Source organism: Vreelandella sp. 2A-K22, assembly GCF_054065485.1.
This window is the reverse complement of record NZ_JBSUGC010000012.1, coordinates 51887-74057: the sequence shown is the minus strand read 5'-3', so window position 1 is coordinate 74057 and position 22171 is coordinate 51887. Positions and strand designations below refer to the sequence as shown.

The 22171-nt window shown below is 51.8% G+C and carries 22 protein-coding genes; 20 read left to right on the top strand and 2 right to left on the bottom strand.

What is annotated here, in order from left to right; genetic code table 11:
- Positions 1 to 36: 36 nt before the first annotated feature.
- The 8 genes from ACW17M_RS16540 to ACW17M_RS16505 all read left to right on the top strand — a co-directional run bounded on the left by ACW17M_RS16540 (position 37) and on the right by ACW17M_RS16505 (position 6888).
- Positions 37 to 657 carry a pseudaminic acid biosynthesis-associated methylase gene (locus tag ACW17M_RS16540; protein WP_457547786.1) on the top strand — a complete coding sequence of 207 codons (621 nt, stop codon included), beginning with the start codon at positions 37 to 39 and terminating at the stop codon, positions 655 to 657.
- Entirely contained in the window at positions 633 to 1769 is a 1137-nt protein-coding gene (gene pseG, locus ACW17M_RS16535) for a UDP-2,4-diacetamido-2,4,6-trideoxy-beta-L-altropyranose hydrolase (protein ID WP_190374632.1), read from the top strand. Before ACW17M_RS16540 ends, pseG begins: the two co-directional genes overlap by 25 nt.
- Positions 1766 to 2275, top strand: coding sequence for a UDP-4-amino-4,6-dideoxy-N-acetyl-beta-L-altrosamine N-acetyltransferase (gene pseH, locus ACW17M_RS16530; RefSeq protein WP_457547785.1), 510 nt, complete (start codon positions 1766 to 1768; stop codon positions 2273 to 2275). Before pseG ends, pseH begins: the two co-directional genes overlap by 4 nt.
- Positions 2276 to 2290: 15 nt before the next feature.
- A complete protein-coding gene (gene pseI / locus ACW17M_RS16525; protein ID WP_190374634.1) occupies positions 2291 to 3340 on the top strand; it encodes a pseudaminic acid synthase in 1050 nt (349 codons plus the stop codon).
- Positions 3341 to 3770: 430 nt separating this feature from the next.
- Positions 3771 to 4448, top strand: coding sequence for a hypothetical protein (locus ACW17M_RS16520; RefSeq protein ID WP_159177332.1), 678 nt, complete (start codon positions 3771 to 3773; stop codon positions 4446 to 4448).
- A gap of 166 nt (positions 4449 to 4614) precedes the next feature.
- Complete coding sequence (locus ACW17M_RS16515; RefSeq protein WP_041159255.1) at positions 4615 to 5385, top strand: amino acid ABC transporter substrate-binding protein; 771 nt, start codon at positions 4615 to 4617, stop codon at positions 5383 to 5385.
- A gap of 82 nt (positions 5386 to 5467) precedes the next feature.
- Entirely contained in the window at positions 5468 to 6136 is a 669-nt protein-coding gene (locus ACW17M_RS16510) for an amino acid ABC transporter permease (RefSeq protein ID WP_035538134.1), read from the top strand.
- Positions 6133 to 6888, top strand: a complete 756-nt coding sequence (locus tag ACW17M_RS16505) for an amino acid ABC transporter ATP-binding protein (RefSeq protein WP_027956927.1) — start codon at positions 6133 to 6135, stop codon at positions 6886 to 6888. Before ACW17M_RS16510 ends, ACW17M_RS16505 begins: the two co-directional genes overlap by 4 nt.
- Positions 6889 to 6905: 17 nt before the next feature.
- On the opposite strand, the gene ACW17M_RS16500 is transcribed toward ACW17M_RS16505, so the two are convergent.
- Complete coding sequence (locus ACW17M_RS16500) at positions 6906 to 8882, bottom strand: sensor domain-containing diguanylate cyclase (protein ID WP_457547784.1); 1977 nt, start codon at positions 8880 to 8882, stop codon at positions 6906 to 6908.
- Positions 8883 to 9177: 295 nt separating this feature from the next.
- Here ACW17M_RS16500 and rpsT point away from each other — a divergent pair, with 295 nt between their 5' ends.
- The 12 genes from rpsT to ACW17M_RS16440 all read left to right on the top strand — a co-directional run bounded on the left by rpsT (position 9178) and on the right by ACW17M_RS16440 (position 20951).
- Entirely contained in the window at positions 9178 to 9444 is a 267-nt protein-coding gene (gene rpsT / locus ACW17M_RS16495) for a 30S ribosomal protein S20 (RefSeq protein ID WP_022521977.1), read from the top strand.
- 84 nt (positions 9445 to 9528) lie between these two features.
- Positions 9529 to 11112, top strand: a complete 1584-nt coding sequence (gene murJ, locus ACW17M_RS16490; protein ID WP_457547783.1) for a murein biosynthesis integral membrane protein MurJ — start codon at positions 9529 to 9531, stop codon at positions 11110 to 11112.
- Positions 11113 to 11178: 66 nt separating this feature from the next.
- A complete protein-coding gene (gene ribF, locus ACW17M_RS16485) occupies positions 11179 to 12276 on the top strand; it encodes a bifunctional riboflavin kinase/FAD synthetase (RefSeq protein WP_457547782.1) in 1098 nt (365 codons plus the stop codon).
- On the top strand, positions 12260 to 15130 hold the full coding sequence (ileS, locus tag ACW17M_RS16480; RefSeq protein ID WP_035538132.1) for an isoleucine--tRNA ligase: 2871 nt from the start codon (positions 12260 to 12262) through the stop codon (positions 15128 to 15130). Before ribF ends, ileS begins: the two co-directional genes overlap by 17 nt.
- Before the next feature lie 10 nt (positions 15131 to 15140).
- Positions 15141 to 15686 carry a signal peptidase II gene (lspA, locus tag ACW17M_RS16475; RefSeq protein WP_027956922.1) on the top strand — a complete coding sequence of 182 codons (546 nt, stop codon included), beginning with the start codon at positions 15141 to 15143 and terminating at the stop codon, positions 15684 to 15686.
- Between the two features lie 19 nt (positions 15687 to 15705).
- Positions 15706 to 16152, top strand: a complete 447-nt coding sequence (gene fkpB / locus ACW17M_RS16470; protein ID WP_022521982.1) for an FKBP-type peptidyl-prolyl cis-trans isomerase — start codon at positions 15706 to 15708, stop codon at positions 16150 to 16152.
- A gap of 11 nt (positions 16153 to 16163) precedes the next feature.
- A complete protein-coding gene (gene ispH, locus ACW17M_RS16465) occupies positions 16164 to 17168 on the top strand; it encodes a 4-hydroxy-3-methylbut-2-enyl diphosphate reductase (protein ID WP_009287532.1) in 1005 nt (334 codons plus the stop codon).
- Between the two features lie 81 nt (positions 17169 to 17249).
- Positions 17250 to 17645: a type IV pilin protein gene (locus tag ACW17M_RS16460; RefSeq protein WP_317890281.1), complete on the top strand. Its 396-nt coding sequence runs from the start codon at positions 17250 to 17252 to the stop codon at positions 17643 to 17645.
- Between the two features lie 165 nt (positions 17646 to 17810).
- A complete protein-coding gene (gene pilV / locus ACW17M_RS16455; RefSeq protein WP_457547781.1) occupies positions 17811 to 18242 on the top strand; it encodes a type IV pilus modification protein PilV in 432 nt (143 codons plus the stop codon).
- The gene (locus ACW17M_RS16450; protein ID WP_457547780.1) at positions 18239 to 19348 is read left to right on the top strand and encodes a PilW family protein; all 1110 of its coding nucleotides are present in this window, start codon (positions 18239 to 18241) and stop codon (positions 19346 to 19348) included. Before pilV ends, ACW17M_RS16450 begins: the two co-directional genes overlap by 4 nt.
- The gene (locus ACW17M_RS16445; RefSeq protein ID WP_138799426.1) at positions 19348 to 19779 is read left to right on the top strand and encodes a hypothetical protein; all 432 of its coding nucleotides are present in this window, start codon (positions 19348 to 19350) and stop codon (positions 19777 to 19779) included. The genes ACW17M_RS16450 and ACW17M_RS16445 overlap by 1 nt, the downstream gene beginning before the upstream one ends.
- Positions 19780 to 19928: 149 nt before the next feature.
- On the top strand, positions 19929 to 20951 hold the full coding sequence (locus ACW17M_RS16440; RefSeq protein ID WP_022521989.1) for a tryptophan--tRNA ligase: 1023 nt from the start codon (positions 19929 to 19931) through the stop codon (positions 20949 to 20951).
- 153 nt (positions 20952 to 21104) lie between these two features.
- On the opposite strand, the gene ACW17M_RS16435 is transcribed toward ACW17M_RS16440, so the two are convergent.
- Positions 21105 to 21623: an Hcp family type VI secretion system effector gene (locus ACW17M_RS16435; RefSeq protein WP_009287534.1), complete on the bottom strand. Its 519-nt coding sequence runs from the start codon at positions 21621 to 21623 to the stop codon at positions 21105 to 21107.
- Positions 21624 to 22171: the final 548 nt, after the last annotated feature.

Genomic DNA, 22171 nt, shown 5'->3' with positions numbered 1-22171 from the left:
TTATTTTAGATTTTAATTAAATTTTAAGGAGGGGGTATGAATTTCAAAACTGAACAGGAGAAGTTTTGGGCTGGAACCTTTGGTGATCAATACATTCAGCGTAATCAAAGTGAGCAGCTGCTTGCGAGTAATATAAATTTTTTCTCAAGGGCTATAGCGCAGACCTCTGGGGTGAAAAGTGTCATTGAGTTTGGTGCAAATATTGGGATGAATATCAAAGCTCTCAGTCTACTGCTGCCGGAAAGTGATATATTTGCAGTTGAAATAAATAGTAGTGCTGCTGAACAGCTGAAAAACATTATGCCTGAAAAAAACATATCAAATACTAGTATTTTGAATTTTTCACCTCAAAAACAATGTGACCTTTCATTAATTAAAGGAGTGTTGATACACATTAATCCTACAGAGCTTGGTTTGGTATATGAAAAGCTTGTCAGTTCGACAAGAAACTATCTGCTTGTGGCTGAATATTATAACCCAACGCCGGTAGTTATAGATTACCGTGGACATAAAGAAAAGTTATTCAAGCGTGATTTTGTAGGTGAAATTATGAACCAGTATCCTGAAATGAAATTGATTGACTATGGATTTGTCTATCATAAAGATCCAAACTTTCCTCAAGATGACATCACATGGTTTCTTTTGCAAAAAAGCTAATGAGTTGCATTGTATTCAGAGTTGATGCTTCCTTAGAGATAGGCACTGGGCATGTGATGCGGTGTCTTACGCTTGCTCAAGCACTTCGACACATTGGTGCGGAATGCCACTTTGTCTGTCGAGAGCATCGTGGGAATCTGATTGATTTTATAAAGACACAAGATTTTATTGTCCACCGTTTGCCAATGCCTGATGATGGAAGTAAATCCTTATCGTCTGAGGAAATAAATGAGCCGTCTCACGCTCATTGGTTAGGTGTTTCTTGGCAAACAGACGCTGAGGCATGCAGAGCGTATATTGAAGCCCTTTCACCTGACTGGTTGGTGGTTGATCACTACGCGATAGATTCTCGTTGGGAAGCTTTTGTTTGCCCCCATAATACTCGACTGCTTGTTATTGATGATCTAGCTGACCGGAAGCATCTTTCAGATATGTTGCTAGATCAGAATCTTGGACGAGAGGCGGAGGACTATATGGCTTTGGTGCCCATGTGCTGCCGCTCTTTTATCGGCTCTGAATTTGCTTTGTTACGGCCAGAGTTTGCCCAATGGCGCGATGTAAGTCTTGCTCGTCGTTGTCAGTCAATGGAGCTACGAAAGTTGCTGATTAGTCTGGGCGGTGTCGATAAAGACAACGTAACGGGGCAGGTATTGGAAGCTCTCAAGCATTGTGACCTGCCTGACGGTTGCAAGATCAGCGTAATTATGGGCGCAACGGCTCCCTGGTTGAATGAGGTCAAAGTACAGGCAAGCACATTGCCTTGGCCGACTGAGGTGGTGGTTAACGTCAGTGATATGGCGCGACGTATGTCGGAGGCGGATCTAGCTATCGGTGCAGCGGGTAGCACCTCCTGGGAGCGCTGCTGTCTGGGGTTGCCTACCCTAATGCTGGTATTAGCGGATAACCAGAGAGCGATTGCTGAGGCTCTTAATAGAGCTGGGGCGGCGGTTTTTCTTGATAGTGTAAATACAAGAGACATTTCGAGGAACGTGAATGCCCTATTAGAGAGGGGGGGAGTGTGGAAAATGAGCAAGGCTGCTGCCAGTCTCACTACAGGTCAAGGGGTTGATTTGCTTTGCCATGTCCTGTTACAACAAAGTGAAAATGCATGACTTACTCAGTGAGCTTACGTCCCCTGACAGAAGCGGATCTTGCCATGTTGTTGCAGTGGCGCAACGCACCTGAAGTGCGCTGCAATATGTATACGCAACACAAAATCAGTGAGAGTGAGCACCGTCAGTGGTTTCAGCGTGCACAACAAAACCCTCAACGCCACTTACTGATGGCTGAGCAAGATGGTCAACCGTTTGGCTTCGTCAATATCCAACTTATAGACCCAATGGCGAAGAGAGGAGAGTGGGGCTTTTACCTTTCCCCAAAGATACCAAAAGGCAGAGGCCATTCATTAGGTATCGCCGCCTTAAAATACGCCTTCATTGAGCTGAAGTTGCATAAGCTATGTGGCGAAGCGCTCGCAAATAACACGCGCTCAAGAAAATTTCATGAACGTTTAGGTTTTAAACAAGAGTCTTATCTACGCGATCATCACTTTGATGGTCAGGCCTATCATGATGTCATTGGCTATGCACTTCTCTACAGCGAATGGCAAGCATTTTAAGGAGTTCACTTTTAGATGACGATAAAGATTGCTGGACGTGTAATTGGCCCCTCTTGTTTTCCTTATATTATCGCCGAGTTGTCAGCCAACCATAACGGTAGCATTGAGAATGCCAAGAGAATAATTGAAGAGGCAATGAAGGCGGGTGCTGATGCGGTTAAAATACAGACTTATCGACCTGACACCATCACGCTGGATTGTGATAACGAAGAGTTCAAGATCAAAGGTGGCCTTTGGGACGGCCGTACACTTTATGAACTCTACCAGGAGGCGCACATGCCCTGGGAATGGCATGCTACTCTCTTTGAGCATGCTCGCAAGCTAGGGATAACTATCTTCAGCTCCCCTTTCGACAATACAGCGGTCGATCTTCTAGAGAGTCTCAACGCACCAGCCTACAAAATTGCTTCGTTCGAAGCAGTGGATTTGCCTCTAATCAAATACGTGGCCAGCACCGGCAAGCCGATGATTATTTCTACTGGCATGGCCAATGTAGATGAGATTGCTGAGGCCATCGAAGCTGCCCGAGATGGTGGCTGTAAAGAGTTGGCGGTATTGCACTGCGTCAGTGGCTACCCAGCTCCCGCCTCGGACTACAATCTGCGTACCATCCCCGATATGATCTCGCACCACGGTTTAGTAACGGGGTTGTCTGACCATACCCTCGACAATACTACTGCGATCACTAGTGTGGCGCTTGGTGCTTCAATCGTCGAAAAGCATTTCACCCTTAATCGAAGTGGTGGAGGGCCTGATGATAGCTTCTCACTTGAACCCCGTGAACTAGCAGCATTATGTCGTGATACCAAAACTGCTTGGCAGGCGCTAGGCAGAGTAGACTATGGTAGAAAATCCAGCGAGCAGAGTAATGTGCAGTTTCGCCGTTCTCTATACTTCGTCAAGGACTTAAAAGCGGGCGACATCATTATGGAAGATGTCGTCAGGAGTGTTAGGCCAGGGTATGGACTGCCGCCCAAGATGCTGAAAGATATTTTGGGTAGAAAGGTTGTGGTAGATGTGAAAGCCAACACGCCAGTGAGTAGCAGTGTATTGGGGTCTTGGTGATGAGCTGCTTTGTTGTATGTTTTGTCAGCTAGAGTTTTTGATAGCATTTCCTGTTTCAACCGTTGCGCTAGCGATTTGAGCATCTGTAAATAGATTCGTTTCAATCAGCCTCGTGCAACGTCTTCGCGGGCGATATCGGCAAGGGTCCGCTCCTCTATCGATAAGTGAAGCTGGCGTTCAATACGTCTTTTAAAGCGACAGCGCACCAAAAATAGTGTATTGCCGGTTGCTCAATAGTCGCTATATTTTTCTTGAGTGTATCTAAGTGCCTCACCGACCAGCTTGCTTCTTCTAAAACCTCTGCCACTAATTACTTAGCCTTCAAAATTGATCTTCCTGGCGTTTGCTCGATAATGAGTAGTTATCTTCGGCACTCGTCACCTTGTGGGTGCTCAAATTGTACGTTCCTAACCGGGCAGGAAAACACCCCATGGATCCGCAAAAACTGGCGGTAACCTTAGCGATTGCTGCAGGTTGGTTAAGTTTTAACAGCCTTATCATTTGCATGTATTTCCTATTGAGTGGCAGAGGCGTGCTGGAAGGGGGAATGTGGCGAGGCGGAGAGTGGCTAAGGCTCGGACAGTCAGTGCCAACTGATGAGAGCAATGAACTGGCCGCTCAGCCCCCTGCTGTTGCTAAACAGGTGAATACCTCCTCTACGTTACCCGAGAATGAAGATAGCGTAGAGGAGGTGGCACCTGTAGAGGCAGAAGAGAGCACTCATGTACTGTTTGTGATGTTTGATCAACCGGATATCGCACTCAACAAAAAGCTGTTCTCGAGCCTGCAAAAGTGGGAGGCCCACTACGATGAGGCCTTTCAGGTTTATAGCGTGCCAGGCGTTACCCCGCAAAACCCATTGCGGGTTACCAATGCCTACCCGCCTGGATTGATGCCACCTCCAGAAGCCTTTCAGCAAGAAGAGCATTTGATCAGTGGTGTAAGTGTCATCCTCAAAAAGCCAAAGCGCAGGCGCGGGTTTGATAAGGTACAGTTGGAAAAACTGGTTACGTTTACTCAGGAGTTGGCAGCGCTGGGTGGAGGTGTGCTAGATGCCGATCGCCAAGCCGCTACCTTTAAAACGTTTCAGGCCATTCGCCACAAATAGCCATACATCACGGTGTGACTGCATATTCAATAAAAGAATAAAAATTATCTTTAATATTCTTTTGTATGCTTTTGTCGTAGAGGTAAACTAGCAGCCATCAATGCCTCATGATTATTTGTGTGGCTATTCGGATCGTCGGGATATCGACTAACGAGGAAACAGACTCATGCCACTACCAGCTAAGTTAACTACTACCCTTGCGGCGCTTTCGTTGAGTGTTGCCAGTGGGTTTTTCGCCGCTTCTGCCCAAGCCGATACGCTCCGGGTGGGCATGTCCGGCGGTTATTTCCCCTTTACCTTCGTTGAGCAAGATGAACTCAAAGGCTTTGAAGTTGATGTCATGAATGCCGTGGGTGAGATCACCGGTGATGATATCGAGTTCGTCACGGCGAGCTTCTCGGGCTTGGCGGGGATGCTTGAATCTGGCCGTATCGACACCATTGCCAATCAGATCACCATTACCCCAGAGCGTGAAGCGAAGTATGTGTTCACTTCGCCTTACGTGTATGACGGCGCGCAGGTTGTGGTGCGGGCAGGCAATGACACCATTGAAGGTGTTGAAGATTTGTCCGGTAAAAGCGTGGCCGTCAACCTGGGCTCGAACTACGAGCAGTTATTGCGTGAGCAGCCCAATGCCGATGAAATCGACATTCGCACCTATGAGTCCAATATCGAACAGGATGTGGCGCTGGGCCGGGTAGAGGCCTTTGTGATGGACCGCGTGAGTGCTACACAGGTCATTAAAGAGAAAGGCTTACCGTTAGAGCTGGCGGGGCAGCCGTTCTCGACCATTGAGAACGCATTGCCGTTCCGTGATGATGAAGCGGGCCGTGAGCAGCGCGACCGTGTCGATGCAGCGCTGAGTGAGTTGCGTGAGAATGGCGAGCTGCGTGAGATATCGGAAAAGTGGTTCAATACTGATATCACCCAGCCCTAAACGCTGAACTGATCCGTTCAACGCGGCCGTGGCATTGCCACGGCCGTTTGCTTATAAGCGATTTAGCCTATGTTTAATTATCATGCTTAACCTCGAATACATGTGGGGGCTGCTGCCGGTTCTGTTGCGCTACTTGCCGCTCACCCTTCAAATGGCAACGATTGCCATGTTCTTTGCGCTGATTCTGGCGTGCCTGCTGGCGGTAGTTCGCGTATCGAAAGTGCCGTTCTTAAATGGCTTCTCACTGCTGTTTATCTCGTTTTTCCGGGGTACGCCGCTGCTGGTTCAGCTGTTCCTGTTCTATTATGGCCTACCACAACTGATTAGCGCCTTGATCTCGATTACCGGCGTTACCGCCGCTGTGCTAGGCCTGACGCTGCACTTCTCTGCCTATATGGCCGAATCCATTCGTGCGGCGATTGTCGGGATTGATCGCAGCCAAACTGAAGCCGCGCTTTCCATCGGGATGACCCAGTCGCAACTGATGCGCCGCATCATTCTGCCCCAGGCAACCCGCGTGGCAACGCCGACGCTGATGAACTATTTCATCGATATGATTAAAGCGACTTCGTTGGCCTTTACGCTGGGGGTGACCGAGTTGATGGGCGCTACCCAAAAAGAGGCCGCGGGCAGCTTCCTCTATTTAGAAGCATTCCTGCTGGTGGCGCTGATTTATTGGGCGATTGTGGAAGTGCTCTCTTGGGGGCAGCGCCGGTTAGAAATTTATCTGAATAAGGCCTACCAACGATGATTTCGCTGCAAGGCATTACCAAGCGTTTTAGTGGCCATACGGTGTTTAAAGATATCGACTTGAGTCTTGCCCAGGGCGAGATCATTGTGATCATTGGGCCTTCCGGTACAGGTAAATCGACGTTGCTGCGCTGTATCAACTTTCTTGAACGCCCTGATGCAGGCCGTTTGCAGGTGGGTGATTTGAGCGTTGATACCCAGCGTGCCAGCCGGGCAGATATCCTGGCATTGCGCCGGCGTACCGCCTTTGTATTTCAGAACTACGGCCTGTTCGCCAACAAAACCGCGCTGGAGAATATCAGCGAGGGGATGATCGTGGTGGATAAGTTGCCGAAAGCGAAGGCCCATGCACGGGCAAGAGAGATCCTTGAGCGCATCGGTCTGGCAGACAAAGCAGATGCTTATCCCGCTTCTCTCTCCGGCGGTCAGCAGCAGCGGGTGGGTATTGGCCGTGCCATGGCCGCCAACGCTGATGTAATCCTGTTTGACGAACCCACGTCGTCCCTTGACCCTCAGTGGGTTGAAGAAGTGTTGAGCCTGATGAAGCAGTTGGCGGTAGAGCGCCAGACGATGATCGTGGTCACCCACGAGATGCAGTTCGCCCGGGAAGTAGCGGATCGGGTTGTCTTCATGGACGAGGGCGGCATCGTCGAGGAAGCTCCTCCTGAAGAGTTGTTCACTGCACCCAAAGATGAGCGAACGCGCCATTTCTTGCGCAAAATTTTAGCGCCTACCGGGCAGGCCGTGCCTTAAAGGCCGCAGTAGGTCAGCTACATCGCGTTAACAACCACTTGGTTTCGGCCATTATCTTTAGCCTGGTATAGCCCTATATCGGCGCGTTTTAGGGCAGGCTTAAGTGCTTTTTCGTTGTCTAGAATAGTCGTTACCCCTAGTGAAGCAGTCAGCCAAAGTGCCTGTTCGGCGTGCTCAGCTGTGACGTTAATGGGGGTAACTGCCGTTGTTCTGCGTATTCGTTCGGCCACCTGTTCCGCTTGAGAAAGTGAGGTGCTGGGAAGCAAAATAGCAAACTCTTCGCCGCCCACTCGGCATAGCAAGTCTTCCTGTCGAAGCAGTTTGGTTACTATTTTGGTGAAGTTTTTCAGTACGTCATCGCCTGCGTCATGTCCGTACGTATCGTTAATGTGCTTAAAGTGGTCAATATCAATGGCGATGAGCGCGATTGGGAGATTTTGCCTTCGCGCCCGGGATATTTCAGTCGTTGCTTGGGCCTGTAAATAGCGCCGATTGAAGACCCCCGTTAAGGGGTCAGTCATGGCTTGGGCGCGTAGTTTCTCTTCTAGCTCTTTGCGCTCGGTAAGGTCAAAGACGGTAGCGCGCGAATGCACAAACTGACCATTGCGGCAGAAGGCTGAGGCTTGAATCATGACGTGACGCTGCTCGCCGTTTCGGGTTAGCAGGCTGCATTCAGCGCTACTGGGTTGATTTTGTTTTACGTTTGCGAAAGCTTTATCAAACTGATCGCGGGTTTCTGGCGTGATCAATTCTCGATAAGTGATGTGACCAATAACTTCTTCGTCGGTGTAGCCTAGCCAAGCGAGCTCGGTGCGGTTCATTTTGATCACTCGCCCTGTGGCATCGAGCGAGTGGTAGCCGCAGGGGGCGTTTTCATAAAGATCGCTGACTTCATGAGCGTGGCGCTGAGCCGCCCTACGTAGCTGGCGCTGACGCTGGCTGCTGAGAGCCCAGAATATTCCAAAGGCGACGGCGACACCGTAGGTCAACAGTAGAAACCAGAGCACGGTGGTCTCTTCTTCTATTAAGGATCGCCAAGTAGGTAGTGGTAATGTCACGCCCAGCTTCCAAGGGTAGTAAGCGTTTTCGCTGAAAACAGTACCCGCTAGGCTACGGTAGCGCTGAGTGCGTATATCTTCAGTCTGAAAGCGTAATAGCTGGCCATCGACCTTGGTATGACCTGTATTGCGCTGCTGCATGGCTTGCCAATAGAGAGGTGAAAGGGCGGCAAAATCGCTGCCAAAGCTCGTCGTATTTAATGGCGGGATGCCTTCATCGAGCAGCCATCGTCCTTGGGCGTCGATTAAAATCGCATTGGCATCTTGGTCAAGCAACATGGCCTGACGTAGGGCGCTGGTAAGGTAATCCCAATTGAGGCTCAAAAGCACCACGCCACGGCGTTCCCCCATGGCATCAAAAACGGGTGTCGACACATTGACCACAGGAATCACGTCGCTACCCATTAGCTCAAATTGGAGGTTACGGCCCGGCGGCGAGATATAAAGATCGCGTGGCTGCAGTGAAGAGGCTTCTTTGAAGTAGTCGGTATAGGCATGATGATTGCCATTCACGCGGTGCCCCGTTTGAATACTTTTAGGTGCGCGGAGTACTTCGCTGCCATGATTATCAATGAGTACCAGCTTGGTATAGCGAGGGTTGTGGCTGATCAACGTGTTTAGAAAGGTTGAAAGTTGCGATAAGTCGCTAAGCGAATAAGGCTGGGCTGATATCGACGAGTTGTCCTGTGCTGCCAGGTACCGCCTTAACGCAGGCATTTCGGCAATCGCCAGCGCGTAATTTAGGCTTTCATTAATATCGCGGGTTAGTGCCTCCTGGCCAACTTTCAATAAGGCATCTGCTTCGGTATGCAGGCTATCTAGCCGGGACTCCATATGGACATGGAGCACAGGCAGCAGTGTTGTCGATACGAGGATCAACGGTATGCAAATGGCTAGTAGTAAGCGAGTGTGTAAACGCCGCAATGACACTGACATGTTTCCTTTGAGTAGGTCTGCGCCGGGCAGCCTGCTTTTAAAGTTATACGTTGTACTTGTAAAGGCGTAGCTAGCAAGCTCGCCAAGCGCGTGATAGACTACGCCATCCTCTCAGACAAGTCCCGTGAGCGGGCAGCTTATTTCGACTGCCTGCTACACACTTTGGTAGGGTGATACGCCTGCCAAATCAATTGGTTGTTGCGGAAACGTCGTGCTGTGGCAGCACAGCAGACGAACACATATTTAATTTCGTTGCCGTTTTATCGGCAACCTTTATTCTCCAAGGAGATACCCTGTGGCGAACAGCAAGCAAGCTCGCAAGCGCGCCCGCCAGGCCGAGAACCGTCGCGTCCTGAAATCCAGCCAGCGCAGCATGGTCCGCACCTACATCAAGCGTGTAGTGAAAGCGATCGGCACCGGCGACCACGCTAAGGCAATGGAAGAGTTCAAGGCAATGCAACCGGTCGTTGACCGTATTGCAGACAAAGACGTGCTGTCTAAGAAGAAAGCAGCTCGCCTGAAGAGCCGTTTGAACAAGCGTATTAAGGCACTGGCGGCGTAAGCCGGCAGGCGCCATAAAAAAACCGGCTGCGGCCGGTTTTTTTGTGTCTGGATGATTTTTCTAGATGATTTTTCTGGATAGCTTATGACAGCGAAGAAAGCACCCAACACATCCTCAGGCACCACAGTCGTGCGTCGCGGGCTAATGCGCTCGGGGCTTGTAGTCAGTGCCATGACCATGCTGTCGAGGGTGATGGGGCTGGCGCGTGATGTGGTTATCGCTACCTTCTTAGGGGCAGGGGATGGCGCTGATGCGTTTTTCGTGGCGTTTAAGATCCCTAACTTTCTGCGCCGTCTATTTGCCGAAGGGGCTTTCAACCAGGCTTTCGTACCCGTGCTCTCAGAGTACTCCACCCAGCGTAGTCGGGAGGAGATACGCGCGCTGCTGAATGCCACTGCTGGTAGCTTAACGGCGGTGCTGGCGCTAATTACCGCCGTGGCGATGCTCTGTGCGCCGTGGCTGATTTGGGTATTTGCCCCTGGGTTTGGCAGTGAGCCGGACAAGCTGGCGCTGACCGCGGATATGCTGCGCTTAACCTTTCCCTATTTACTGCTGATTTCGCTCACCGCGTTTTCCGGTAGCGTACTGAATACCTGGAATCGCTTTGCGGTTCCCGCGTTTACCCCGGTGCTGCTTAACCTTTCGCTGATTGGTGCGGCGCTGTTTTTAATGCCGCTAATGGAAGAGCCCGCCATGGCGCTCGCCTGGGGCGTGTTGATCGCCGGAGCGGCCCAGTTGGTTTTTCAGGTGCCGTTTTTACTGCGCTTGGGATTGATGCCTACTCCCTGGCCTAATTTTGCTCATGAGGGCGTGCGCCGCATACTGAAACTCATGGGGCCTGCGCTGTTTGGGGTATCGGTATCGCAAATTAACCTGCTGTTGGATACCGTTTTGGCGTCATTGCTGGCGGCGGGCAGCGTGTCGTGGCTTTACTACTCGGATCGTTTAGTGGAACTGCCGCTGGGCGTGTTTGGGGTGGCCATTGGGACGGTGATTTTACCAGCACTCTCTAAACGCCATGCTGACCAGTCCAAGGAGCACTTTGCTGCGATGCTTGATTGGGCGATCCGCATTGTATTGCTGTTAGGCTTGCCCGCGGCACTGGCGCTGGCGGTGCTTGCCGAGCCGCTGTTAATCACGCTGTTTCATTACGGAGCGATGACCGACAACGACATCCAGATGGCGGCCATGAGTCTGCGTGCTTATGCCTTTGGTTTGGTAGCCTTTATGCTGATCAAAGTATTGGCACCGGGATTTTTTGCTCGCCAAGACACCAAAACCCCGGTGAAGGTAGGCATTATCGCCATGGTCGCTAATATGGTGTTTAACCTACTGCTGATTTGGCCGCTGGCCCATGCCGGATTGGCGTTAGCCACCGCGCTTTCTGCGTTCTTGAACGCGGGCCTGCTGGGTTACTTACTGCATAAGCAGGGAGTGTTGGTCTTTCAGCCGGGCTGGAAGCGCTATTCGGTGCAGTTACTAGGTGGCAGCGGGCTAATGTGCGCGGCCCTCTATTTTATTGCGCCCGACTGGCAGGCTTGGCTCGCGTTTGGCCTTTGGCAACGGATAAGCTGGGTCACCGGGCTAGTGATACTGGGCGGCTCGCTGTACTTTGCGTGGCTGGCGGCACTGGGTTTGCGCGTTCGTCATTTAAAAATGCACTCATAACACTGCATCCTGGGGTGTGGGTTCGTTATAATCAGAGGCTTTATGTCCTCCAACGGCTGAGGTGCCATGCGCGTCATTCGAGGTCTGCACAACTTGAGAGCGGCTCATCGTGGCTGCGTTGCCACCATCGGTAATTTCGATGGGGTGCATCGCGGTCATCAAGCCATCCTGCAGCAGTGCCGAGAGCATGCGGCGCGCTGGAGTGTGCCGTTAACAGTGGTGGTGTTCGAGCCCCAGCCGCGTGAATTTTTTGCTGGTGATCAAGCTCCACCGCGTTTAACCCGGTTGCGCGAGAAAGTACGGCTGCTCCGCGATTTTGGCACTGAACAGGTTCTCTGCTTGCCGTTTAACGATGCGCTGCGCAGCCTTACCGGGCGTGAGTTTATCGATCAGGTGTTGATTGATGGGCTAGGCGTTAAGCACTTGGTCGTGGGCGATGATTTTCGCTTCGGCTGCGACCGCCGCGGTGATTTTGCCCTGCTGGCGGAGGTCGGGAGCGAACAGGGGTTTGGCGTAGAGCACACGCGTACTTTTACCGTGGATGACGAGCGGGTTTCCAGTTCTCGGGTGCGTACGCTGCTTGCCAGCGGCAATTTTTCTGCTGCTGCGCGTTTGCTGGGCCGCGCCTATTCGTTACATGGCCGAGTGGTGCGCGACCAGCAGTTGGGGCGCACCATTGGTGTACCGACTGCCAATTTGCCGCTGATGCCCCAGCCATTAACGCTGCGTGGGGTTTATGCGGTGGTGGCTGAGCTTGAAAATGGCGAGCGCTACCCAGCAGTGGCGAATGTGGGCTTCCGCCCTACGGTGGGTTCGGAACGGCCAACGCTGGAGGTGCACCTGCTGGATTTTAAAGGTGATCTCTACGGCCAACGCATGACGGTGTTTCCCTGCGCGCGCCTGCGGGGCGAGGTGAAGTTTGACAACCTTGAGGCACTTAAAGCGCAAATTGAACGTGACCAGGCCCGCGCTCGCCACTATTTAATGGCAGCGATGGGTGAGCAAGACAGTGCTCAGCACCATGATGCTGAGCAAGACGATGGTGAGCAAGACTATTCTCTTCCGCTGGCCTCGGCCCCGCTTGGGCGTGAGTCCATGTCTTCAAATACGATTTCTTCTGATTCTTCTTCGGCGGATGATGCCGCCGATGCTAACAACGGCTGACCAGACCATGGATTATAAGCACACGCTGAATTTGCCTGAAACTGATTTCCCCATGCGCGGCATGCTGCCAAAGCAGGAACCAGGGCGGGTTTCCCAGTGGCAGGATATGAACATTTACCAGCGCCTGCGGGAAGCGCGCGCGGGCGCGCCGCTGTTTGTGCTGCACGATGGCCCTCCCTACGCCAACGGCAGTATTCATATTGGTCACGCCGTTAATAAGATCCTTAAAGATATTATCGTTAAATCGAAGAATTTAGCCGGCTTTGATGCGCCTTATGTGCCCGGCTGGGACTGCCACGGCTTGCCCATTGAGCACAAAGTAGAAACCACTCACGGCAAGAACCTGGCGCCGGAACATGCCCGTGAGCTTTGCCGTGAATACGCTGGCGCCCAAGTTGAAACACAACTGGCCGACTTTGTTCGTTTGGGCATTATTGGCGATTGGGATCACCCATACCGCACTATGGATTTCGCCAACGAAGCGAGCGAGATTCGTGCTTTGGCCGAGATGGTCGACGCGGGTTACGTGTTTAAAGGTTTGAAGCCGGTCAACTGGTGCTTTGACTGTGGTTCGGCGCTGGCGGAAGCCGAAGTCGAGTACGCTGATAAGAAATCCGACGCCATCGACGTCGCTTTCCCGGTAGAAGATGCCGACAAGCTCGCCGCCGCCTTTGGCTTAAGCGAACTGGCCAAGCCTGCGGCAGTGGTGATCTGGACTACCACGCCGTGGACCATTCCGGCCAACCAGGCGCTCAACGTTCACCCTGAGTTCACCTATGCACTGGTCGATACTGGCGAGCGTTTGCTGCTGCTGGCGGAAGAGTTGGTGGAGAGCTGCCTGGAGCGCTTTGGCCTGCAAGGCAAGGTAATTGCTACGACCCAGGGCAAAAACCTCGACCTGATCAATTTCCGTCACCCATTCTACGATCGGCTCTCGCCAGTCTACCTGGCAGAGTACGTCGAGTCTGAGGTGGGTAGCACCGGTATCGTTCACTCCGCGCCCTCTTACGGTATGGATGACTTTATCACCTGCCGCGAGCATGGCATGGAGTTTGATGACATGCTCAACCCGGTGCAGGGAAATGGCGTTTACGTTGACGACCTGCCGTTCTTCGGCGGCCAGATGATTTGGAAGGCCAACCCGCATATCGTCGAAAAACTGCGCGAAGTGGGTGCGCTGATGGCGCATATCCCGATCAAGCATAGCTACATGCATTGCTGGCGCCACAAAACGCCGGTGATCTACCGTGCCACGGCGCAGTGGTTTGTGGGAATGGACATCAAAGGCAAAGATGGCAAAACCCTGCGTGAACGTGCCCTTGAAGGTATCGAAGCCACGGCGTTTACGCCTGCCTGGGGCCAGGCGCGCCTGCACAGCATGATCGCCAACCGCCCGGATTGGTGTATCTCGCGCCAGCGTAACTGGGGCGTGCCGATCCCGTTCTTCCTACACAAGCAAACCGGTGAGCTGCATCCGCGCACCGTTGGGTTGATGGAAGAGGCGGCCAAGCGCGTTGAGCTGGAAGGCATCGATGCCTGGTTCAAACTCGACCCGGCAGAGCTGCTGGGTGCCGAAGCGGCGGATTACGATAAAGTCACCGATACCCTGGATGTCTGGTTCGACTCTGGCACCACCCACCGCCACGTACTTCGCGGTTCGCACCCCCATGGCCACGAAAGCGGCCCGCGGGCGGACCTCTACCTGGAAGGCTCCGACCAGCACCGTGGTTGGTTCCACTCATCGCTGCTCACCGGTTCAGCGATTGATGGCCATCCGCCGTATCGTCAGCTGCTGACCCACGGCTTTACCGTCGATTCCCAGGGCCGCAAGCAGTCCAAGTCGCTGGGCAATGTGGTCGCGCCCCAGGAAGTGATGGACAAGCTGGGCGGCGATATTCTGCGCCTGTGGGTCGCCTCCACCGACTACTCTGGCGAAATGGCCGTTTCTGACGAAATTTTGAAACGCACCTCTGATGTGTATCGGCGGATTCGTAACACCGCTCGCTTCCTGCTGTCGAACCTTAACGGGTTTGATCCAGAGAAAAACCAGGTAGCGTTTGACGATATGCTGGCACTGGATCAGTGGGTGGTGGATCGTGCCCACCAATTGCAGGCGCGGATCGAAAAAGCCTACGAAGAGTACCGCTTCCTGGATGTTTACCAACAGGTGCATGGTTTCTGCGCCCGGGAACTGGGTGGCTTCTATCTGGATGTGATTAAAGACCGCCAGTACACCACGCAAACCGATTCGTTGGCGCGGCGCAGTGCACAAACCGCGCTCTATCACGTGGTGGAAGCGCTGAGTCGTTGGATTGCGCCGATTCTCTCCTTTACCGCTGAGGAGATTCACGAAAACATCCCCGGTAAGCGCGGCGACAGCGTGCTGCTGGAGACTTACTACACTAACCTTGGCAGCCTGGAAGAAAATGCTGAACTGGGTCGTGCTTTCTGGGAGCAAGTGCTGGAAGTCAAGCACTCGGTCAACAAGTGTCTTGAAGATGCCCGTAATGCCAAAGTCATTAAAGGCAGCTTGGCAGCTGAAGTCACGCTGTATGTCAGCGATGACCTGCAGGCGACTCTGGCTAAACTGGGTGATGAACTTCGCTTTGTGATGCTAACTAGCGAAGTCACGCTGAAGCCCTTGTCTTCTGCAAGTGAGACTGATGCAGGCGATGCAGAAGCGACGGAACTTGATAGCCTGAAAGTCTCAGTCAAAGCCAGCGACAACACCAAGTGCGAGCGCTGCTGGCACCATCGCCCGGATGTCGGCACTCACGCTGATCATCCGGATCTATGTGGTCGCTGTATCAGCAACCTCCCCGAAGGCAGTGGTGAGATTCGCCACTATGCGTAAAGATAAAAGCATGCCTAATGAACAGCAGGCACCTAAGGATACAAACGCACGGCCGACGATGCAGCGGCCACTGCGCTGGCTGTGGCTGGCTGTGGCAGTAGTTGCCTTGGATTTGATCACCAAATACGTGGCCAGCAGTCAGTTAGGCTACGCCCAACCGGTCGAAGTACTGCCGTTCTTTAACCTGACGCTACTGCACAACACTGGTGCGGCGTTCAGCTTTTTAGCCACACATCCTGGCTGGCAGCGCTGGTTCTTTGCGTTGATTGCCGTAGGTGCCAGCGTAGCGTTGACGGTGTGGCTTTCACGCATCAAACACGATGAAAAGTTATTGGCGATAGCGCTGCCGCTGATTATTGGCGGGGCGCTGGGGAATCTCTACGACCGCCTGGTGCATGGCTATGTGGTCGACTTTTTATCGTTTCACGTCGCTGGGTGGTACTACCCGGCGTTTAACGTGGCGGATATAGCGATTACCCTGGGGGCGGTCGCTTTAATCTGGGAATCCATTATGGGCGAGCGGCGGCGCAAAAAAGCGGCCAAGACTTCCCATTAATCGAACGTTGAGAACTGCAATGAGCGACTATCTGATCGATGAAGGCATGGAGGTGACGCTACACTTCACCTTAAAGCTGGAAGATGGCACTTTGGTGGACTCCACCAAAGACAAAGCACCGGCTACCTTCGAGTTTGGCGACGGAAATTTGCCGCCCGGTTTTGAGCATCCGATTAAAGGCTTGGCTGCGGGGCAGGAGGGTACCTTTCAGATAACCCCTGAGCATGCATTCGGCCAGCACAACCCGCAAAATATTCAAACCCTGAAGCGGGCAGATTTTGGCGATGAAGCCCCGGAAATTGGTATGGTAATGTCGTTTGCCGATAAAGCGGGAACGGAATTGCCAGGTGTGGTCAAAACCATTGACGGTGATCGTATCGAGGTGGATTTCAATCACCCGTTAGCAGGCCGCACTCTCACCTTTGAGGTCGAAGTGCTCGACGTCAAACCGGTGACAACGCATTAATTCACTAAGCGATGCCGCTTACGCATCAAGGCGCTACTATGCAAACGACGCAAGCACAGCCCATACAGATCAAGTTAGCCAATCCGCGTGGTTTTTGTGCCGGTGTGGATCGCGCGATTGATATCGTTAATCGCGCGTTGGATGTGTTTGGCCCGCCGATTTACGTGCGCCATGAGGTTGTGCATAACCGCTTTGTGGTCGAAACGCTGCGCGCTCGTGGGGCAGTGTTTGTTGAAGAACTGGATGAAGTGCCGGACGATGTCATCGTCATTTTCTCCGCCCATGGCGTTTCCCGTGCGGTGCAAGCCGATGCTGAGCGGCGGGGCTTGAAGGTATTCGACGCCACCTGCCCGCTGGTCACCAAAGTGCACTTGGAAGTATTGCGCTACGCCAAGCGTGGTCAAGAGTGCATTCTCATTGGTCATGAAGGCCATCCGGAAGTTGAGGGAACTATGGGGCGTTATGACACCTCCCACGGTGGGCGTATCTACTTGGTAGAGGATGAAGAAGACGTCGCTAAGCTGGAGGTGAATGATCCCTCAAAGCTGGCCTTCGTGACCCAAACTACGCTGTCGATGGATGATACCGCTAAGGTGATCGACGCGCTGCGCGATAAGTTTGCCGAGATTCAGGGGCCACGCAATGACGATATTTGCTACGCCACGCAGAACCGTCAGGATGCAGTACGTGAGCTAGCGGCCCAGAGCGATCTATTGCTGGTGGTGGGCAGCCCCAATAGCTCCAACTCTAACCGCTTGCGAGAACTTTCTGAGCGCATGGGCACGCCCGCCTACTTGATCGATAACGCTGACCAGATCGACCCCAAGTGGCTTGAGAACGTAGCGCGTGTAGGCGTCACCGCAGGCGCCAGTGCCCCTGAAGTATTGGTGAAAGGTGTGATTGCCAAGTTGCAGACCATGGGGGCTGCATTACCTGAAGAGCTACAGGGCCGCGAGGAGACCATTACTTTCTCTATGCCAAAGGAGTTGCGTGAAAAGGTGATCGCCAGCAGCTAACCATAGGCCTCGCAATGCAATGCGTATTGGTTTGCGACATACTAAAACGGTATGAGCCCACTAATACAGGAGCGAAGCCGCGTGTCTTATACCTCTCATCTTTCGACTGGCCGTTCTTTACTGAATGGCCAGCGCGGCTTCACCCTCATTGAATTGATGATTGTGCTGGTGATCATCGGCATCGTCGCCTCCATTGCCTACCCCAGCTATACCCGCTACGTGCAAAAATCAGTGCGAACCGACGCCCACGCAGGCCTTATGCAAGCCGCTTCAGAGCTTGAGCGCTGTTACACGCGCTCTTACAGCTATAGCGATTGCACCATCAGCGAGTTATCCCCCGAAAAAAATTATGAGATTGCTGAGAGTATTAACGGTGACGGCTACCTACTGACTGCGAGCACCGTTCAAGATGATGGCTGTGAAGAGGATATAACCTTAAGTTCGAGTGGCGAAAGGTTACCCAATGCCTGTTGGTGAGTTAAGGCGACAACGCTTTCAAAGTGTGGGCAACGCTGCCACTTCCAACTGTCCTGACTCTCCCTGCGAAATGACGTTAAACCCCACCCATCAAAGTGCTTCAGCTCCTTCTGTAACGCTGGTGATTAGCACATCGGACAGCCTTCGCAGGAAGGAGAGTGAATCATGAATTCTCAGCGCGGCTTTAGCTTATTGGAAGCGCTAATCGCACTGGTGGTTCTCTCGATTGGCCTGGTCGGCGTTGCCGCCATGCAGCTTAAAGCACTGCAAAGTGCCAATGCAGGCTATCAGCGTTCGGTGGCAAGTGTTGCGGCTGTGGATGCTCAGGAGCGGCTTTGGGCTCAGCTAGCCACGCTCGAAACAGGCCAGACCTGCGAGGATGTCGACATCTCCGGCGTGCAGAGTGCATGGAAGGAACATTGGTTTCAAAATAGTGATGCGACACCGCTACGGGGAGCCTCTTCTTCCCACAGCTATATTGCAAAAGATGACAGTGGAAGTGATTGTCGCATTGACGTGACTGTGGCCTTGGGCGAGAACAATGACGATCAATTTAGCTACTTCTTTCTTCTTCCCAAGGTCGAGAGCTCACCATGAGGCAGCGTCAGCAGGGCTTTACACTGGTGGAGTTGATGGTGGCGTTGGCGATCGGCACGGTCATTATCCTTGGGGCTGGCCAACTGTTTCTAACGACCTTTCAGACCTTTCAAAATGTTGACAAGGTAAGCCGTAAGCAAGAGAACCTGATTTTTATTGCCCAGAGGCTTACCAGTGAAATTCGTCAAAGCGGGCCGGGTCGCTATACGTTACGGTGTGAACAGAGTCAGGATGCCTGTAGCTGTACGGTGGCGGATCAGGAAGAGAATGGGCAGCCGCTGGTAAGTTTTCTGAAAGATGTACCGAATCATGATTCGCCAAGCCAGTGTAATGAGGACGAGCACGTGTTAGGCGAACTTGTGCCGGGTGATGCGCCGCTTTACCGGGTGGAACTGCCCTTAGAGAACAATGGTGAGGCGATTGTATTTCATGTCATGGAGCGACAGGGCATATATACCAGCTTCTTTGATACTCCTACCAGTCAGAAGGGGAAAGGCGATGCAGTGATTGCGGGAGGTGACGTGAGCGGAGCAGAAAATATCCTGGTAAGTGAATCAGCGGTCAACTCGAATTTAGACCTATCGATTATCCCTTCTCCGCAATCAAGCGACTCGCATGATTACTACACGGGTTATATCAATAACATTAAAAATTTGGACGGCGTGATCGCTACTTGTGCCGAGAATGACATCATGTCTTTATCGGGAAAGGCCTTTTATTGCGATGGCAATATAAATAAGTTAAACGTGACTGAACTTAGTGGAAAGGTGGTCGTAGTAGAGCAAGACATTTCAATACAGCAGAATGATAACTCCTCAGTCACTGATGTCGCCATTGTCGCTGGTGGCGAAATTAATTTTAATGGCAATAATACCAATGCACTGTTTCGAGGACTTATCTGGGGAGCGGGTAGTGTCAATTTAAGCATGTCTGGCGTTGAGTTTGTTGGTAGTGTTATCTCCAATGGCTCTGTTGTATTCAATAATGTCAATAGTATTAATGCTGACCTGAGTGTTTGGGAGTTACTGTCAGTATATGGTTATGAGTTCTCTATGCGTCAAGCATTAGAGGGTTTGTCAGAAAATATCGATTTTGGTGACGACTGATGACTCTGCAAAATCGTCAGAAAGGCGCTGCATTGGTCATCGTCATGGCGCTACTAGCCGGGGCACTGCTATTGGGGACTGCCGGCATGCAGTCAGCAATCATAAATGAGCATTTGGCAGGTAACTACCGGATAGTGGCGCAAGCCAATATGAATGCAGAGTCGGCTTACGCAAAAGCGGTTGAGGAGAATCTCGAAACAATAAACTGGGGTAGTGAGTCTTATGACCAAAATTATATTGAAAAGATGAATTGGGAGAGTATCAAAGGGCTTGGGAAGGTCGTAGATCAGTGTGAGGGGGAGGCCTTCCTGTGTTTTTATTTTCCTTTGCTTGTTGATGGAGAAAAGTGCTTCGTCGCGTTTGGAGCTGTATATGATGATCAGGAAGAGCCGCTTGCCTTTAGTGACCCCTATTTTCTTTTCATCGATTGAGCATTTCTTTCAGAATGATAACGGCATAATGCTCTTGTAAATCCTCACCACTCTCTGCGGATATTGTAAAACCAAATTCTGCCTGTCGCATCCCCAGGTTCATACAAGTATCATACGACAATGTACGTTCAATGATGAGCCTAAAAACCATGAGCCAGACCGCAAAAACCCGCGTCCTCACCGGTATCAACACCACCGGCACGCCCCATTTGGGCAACTATGTTGGAGCGATCAAGCCCGCCATTGAGGCAAGCCAGGATCCCAACGTGCAGTCGTTCTATTTTCTGGCTGACTATCACTCCCTCATCAAGTGCCAAGACCCTAAGCGGGTGCAGCAGTCTCGCCTGGAGATTGCCGCGACTTGGCTTGCGCTAGGGCTGGATACCGATAACGCCATTTTCTATCGCCAGTCTGATATTGGCGAAATTCCCGAGCTGATGTGGATGCTCTCCTGCGTATGTGCCAAAGGTTTGATGAATCGCGCCCATGCTTACAAAGCAGCGGTGGCTGAAAACGAAGAGGCAGAAAACCAGGATCCTGATAAAGGCATTACGATGGGCCTTTTTGGTTACCCTGTGCTGATGGCGGCGGATATTTTAATGTTTAACGCCAACAAGGTGCCGGTAGGACGCGATCAGATTCAGCATATTGAAATGGCGCGCGATATCGCCGGGCGCTTTAACCATCTTTATAAAGGGCAGCACTTTACCCTCCCTGAGGCCGTGGTAGACGACAAAGTACAGCTGTTGAATGGCTTGGATGGGCGCAAGATGTCCAAAAGCTACGATAATACGATCCCGCTCTTTTCCGCTGAGAAAAAACTGCAGAAGCTGGTACGTAAGATTAAGACCAACTCGCTGGAGCCCGGTGAGCCGAAAGATCCAGACACCTGCACGCTGTTTCAAATCTACTCCGCTTTTGCGACACCTGAAGAGACCGCTAGTCTACGTGAGCAGTACGTGAACGGTATTGGCTGGGGCGCGGCTAAGGATCAAGTGTTTGAGTACTTGAATGCACACTTGAGCGCGCCGCGTGAACGCTATAATGCGCTGATGGAAGACCCGGCCCACATTGAGGCTGTGTTGCAAAAAGGCGCCGAACGGGCGCGGGAAGAAGCTGTTGTAACGATGGATCGTCTCCGTTCAACGGTAGGTTTGGGGCGGTTTGTTTAATCCCAGAGCCTTGGCGCAATACCAATAGCGAAACACCTGCAGCAATAGAGCAGAAACGACGAAGCCCCTTCCAAGTGGAAGGGGCTTCGCTTGTTTCAGGCCTTGTTTTTCAGGCCTTGTTTTTCAGGCCAGGGCTAGGCTATTAGCAACAGCTTAACCTTCGATCGGGGCGCGCCAGTCGTCGGAACCAGAGGTGCCAGCAACAGTGTGTTCCCAATCAATTTTACGGTAAGCCAGTGACACGTCCATCAACTGGGTGAATTCAGACTTGGTGATGTCTTGGGCGTGTGGCATACGCAGGTTGATGTCAACGATAGTGGCATCGGTCAGCGTGGTCGTGAAGAAGTGCTCCTGCTTACCTTCAACAGAGGTGCGGTACCACTTCAGCTCAACGTTGGGCAGCATTTCACCAGACGCTAGTGCGTTGTACATCAGCGGTACTGATTTGTTCAGGGCAACGGTAAAGATAAAAGGCTTGTGTGCACGCTGACCGGATGGCTGACCAGACTGCGGATCAGTGGGTACGGTAACGACATGCTTAAATTCTTGTACCAGCATTTGGTCTTCATGGCCCTCAACGTAGATGTTGCCTACGGAGTCAGGGGTAAAAGCGCCTGCTGTGATGTTGCCCTGAGTTTGGCCTTCGATGCTGATATAACATGGTGTTGGCATGGTCTGCTCCTTGACTGAAAAATTAAAGAAATGTCACGTGGACGAAGACAATAGAGCAACTTCAGGGCCAAGTTTTTAAATTTTTTATATATCAATATGTTATGTGTTTGTTGTGTAGGGCGCTTCTTTCTGCGGGGCAAAAAGTTGCCTGTGCTGGGCAAGATATTGCCTGGCAGGGCAAGAACTTGCTTGCTTGCTCGTTACATCTACAAGCGCTTAGTAACGCTGGGTTGCATCTACCGTTACCTTGCTTTATGACTAAAGCCTTTCTTGGAATTTTAAGCAGAAATAGGGCCATGGGAGCAATATTTTTGCCGCTAAAAATGACGGCGCTGCCCATTTAAGCACCTCTCTTGTATGAATTTTGCTCTCCGTTTTGTAAGAAATCACTGACAGTTTTTGTAAGAGATCTCTTACAAATGCGGTTTTTAAGAATTAGTTTTAATTAGCTTCTTTTATTGTGCTGCTAAAATTCGCGAAAAAGGTCGTAAAACACGTCTTCTTGAAAGTCTTCTTCTCTCAGATTGTCGCAATACCTGCTTAGAGCC

What these genes read in the sequence shown, in the direction of transcription:
- ACW17M_RS16540 (WP_457547786.1), top strand. Translation starts at nt 37, where the DNA reads ATGAATTTCAAAACTGAACAGGAGAAGTTTTGGGCTGGAACCTTTGGT.
- pseG (WP_190374632.1), top strand. Translation starts at nt 633, where the DNA reads ATGGTTTCTTTTGCAAAAAAGCTAATGAGTTGCATTGTATTCAGAGTT.
- pseH (WP_457547785.1), top strand. Translation starts at nt 1,766, where the DNA reads ATGACTTACTCAGTGAGCTTACGTCCCCTGACAGAAGCGGATCTTGCC.
- pseI (WP_190374634.1), top strand. Translation starts at nt 2,291, where the DNA reads ATGACGATAAAGATTGCTGGACGTGTAATTGGCCCCTCTTGTTTTCCT.
- ACW17M_RS16520 (WP_159177332.1), top strand. Translation starts at nt 3,771, where the DNA reads ATGGATCCGCAAAAACTGGCGGTAACCTTAGCGATTGCTGCAGGTTGG.
- ACW17M_RS16515 (WP_041159255.1), top strand. Translation starts at nt 4,615, where the DNA reads ATGCCACTACCAGCTAAGTTAACTACTACCCTTGCGGCGCTTTCGTTG.
- ACW17M_RS16510 (WP_035538134.1), top strand. Translation starts at nt 5,468, where the DNA reads ATGCTTAACCTCGAATACATGTGGGGGCTGCTGCCGGTTCTGTTGCGC.
- ACW17M_RS16505 (WP_027956927.1), top strand. Translation starts at nt 6,133, where the DNA reads ATGATTTCGCTGCAAGGCATTACCAAGCGTTTTAGTGGCCATACGGTG.
- ACW17M_RS16500 (WP_457547784.1), bottom strand. Translation starts at nt 8,882, where the DNA reads ATGTCAGTGTCATTGCGGCGTTTACACACTCGCTTACTACTAGCCATT.
- murJ (WP_457547783.1), top strand. Translation starts at nt 9,529, where the DNA reads ATGACAGCGAAGAAAGCACCCAACACATCCTCAGGCACCACAGTCGTG.
- ribF (WP_457547782.1), top strand. Translation starts at nt 11,179, where the DNA reads ATGCGCGTCATTCGAGGTCTGCACAACTTGAGAGCGGCTCATCGTGGC.
- ileS (WP_035538132.1), top strand. Translation starts at nt 12,260, where the DNA reads ATGCTAACAACGGCTGACCAGACCATGGATTATAAGCACACGCTGAAT.
- lspA (WP_027956922.1), top strand. Translation starts at nt 15,141, where the DNA reads ATGCCTAATGAACAGCAGGCACCTAAGGATACAAACGCACGGCCGACG.
- fkpB (WP_022521982.1), top strand. Translation starts at nt 15,706, where the DNA reads ATGAGCGACTATCTGATCGATGAAGGCATGGAGGTGACGCTACACTTC.
- ispH (WP_009287532.1), top strand. Translation starts at nt 16,164, where the DNA reads ATGCCGCTTACGCATCAAGGCGCTACTATGCAAACGACGCAAGCACAG.
- pilV (WP_457547781.1), top strand. Translation starts at nt 17,811, where the DNA reads ATGAATTCTCAGCGCGGCTTTAGCTTATTGGAAGCGCTAATCGCACTG.
- ACW17M_RS16450 (WP_457547780.1), top strand. Translation starts at nt 18,239, where the DNA reads ATGAGGCAGCGTCAGCAGGGCTTTACACTGGTGGAGTTGATGGTGGCG.
- ACW17M_RS16445 (WP_138799426.1), top strand. Translation starts at nt 19,348, where the DNA reads ATGACTCTGCAAAATCGTCAGAAAGGCGCTGCATTGGTCATCGTCATG.
- ACW17M_RS16440 (WP_022521989.1), top strand. Translation starts at nt 19,929, where the DNA reads ATGAGCCAGACCGCAAAAACCCGCGTCCTCACCGGTATCAACACCACC.
- ACW17M_RS16435 (WP_009287534.1), bottom strand. Translation starts at nt 21,623, where the DNA reads ATGCCAACACCATGTTATATCAGCATCGAAGGCCAAACTCAGGGCAAC.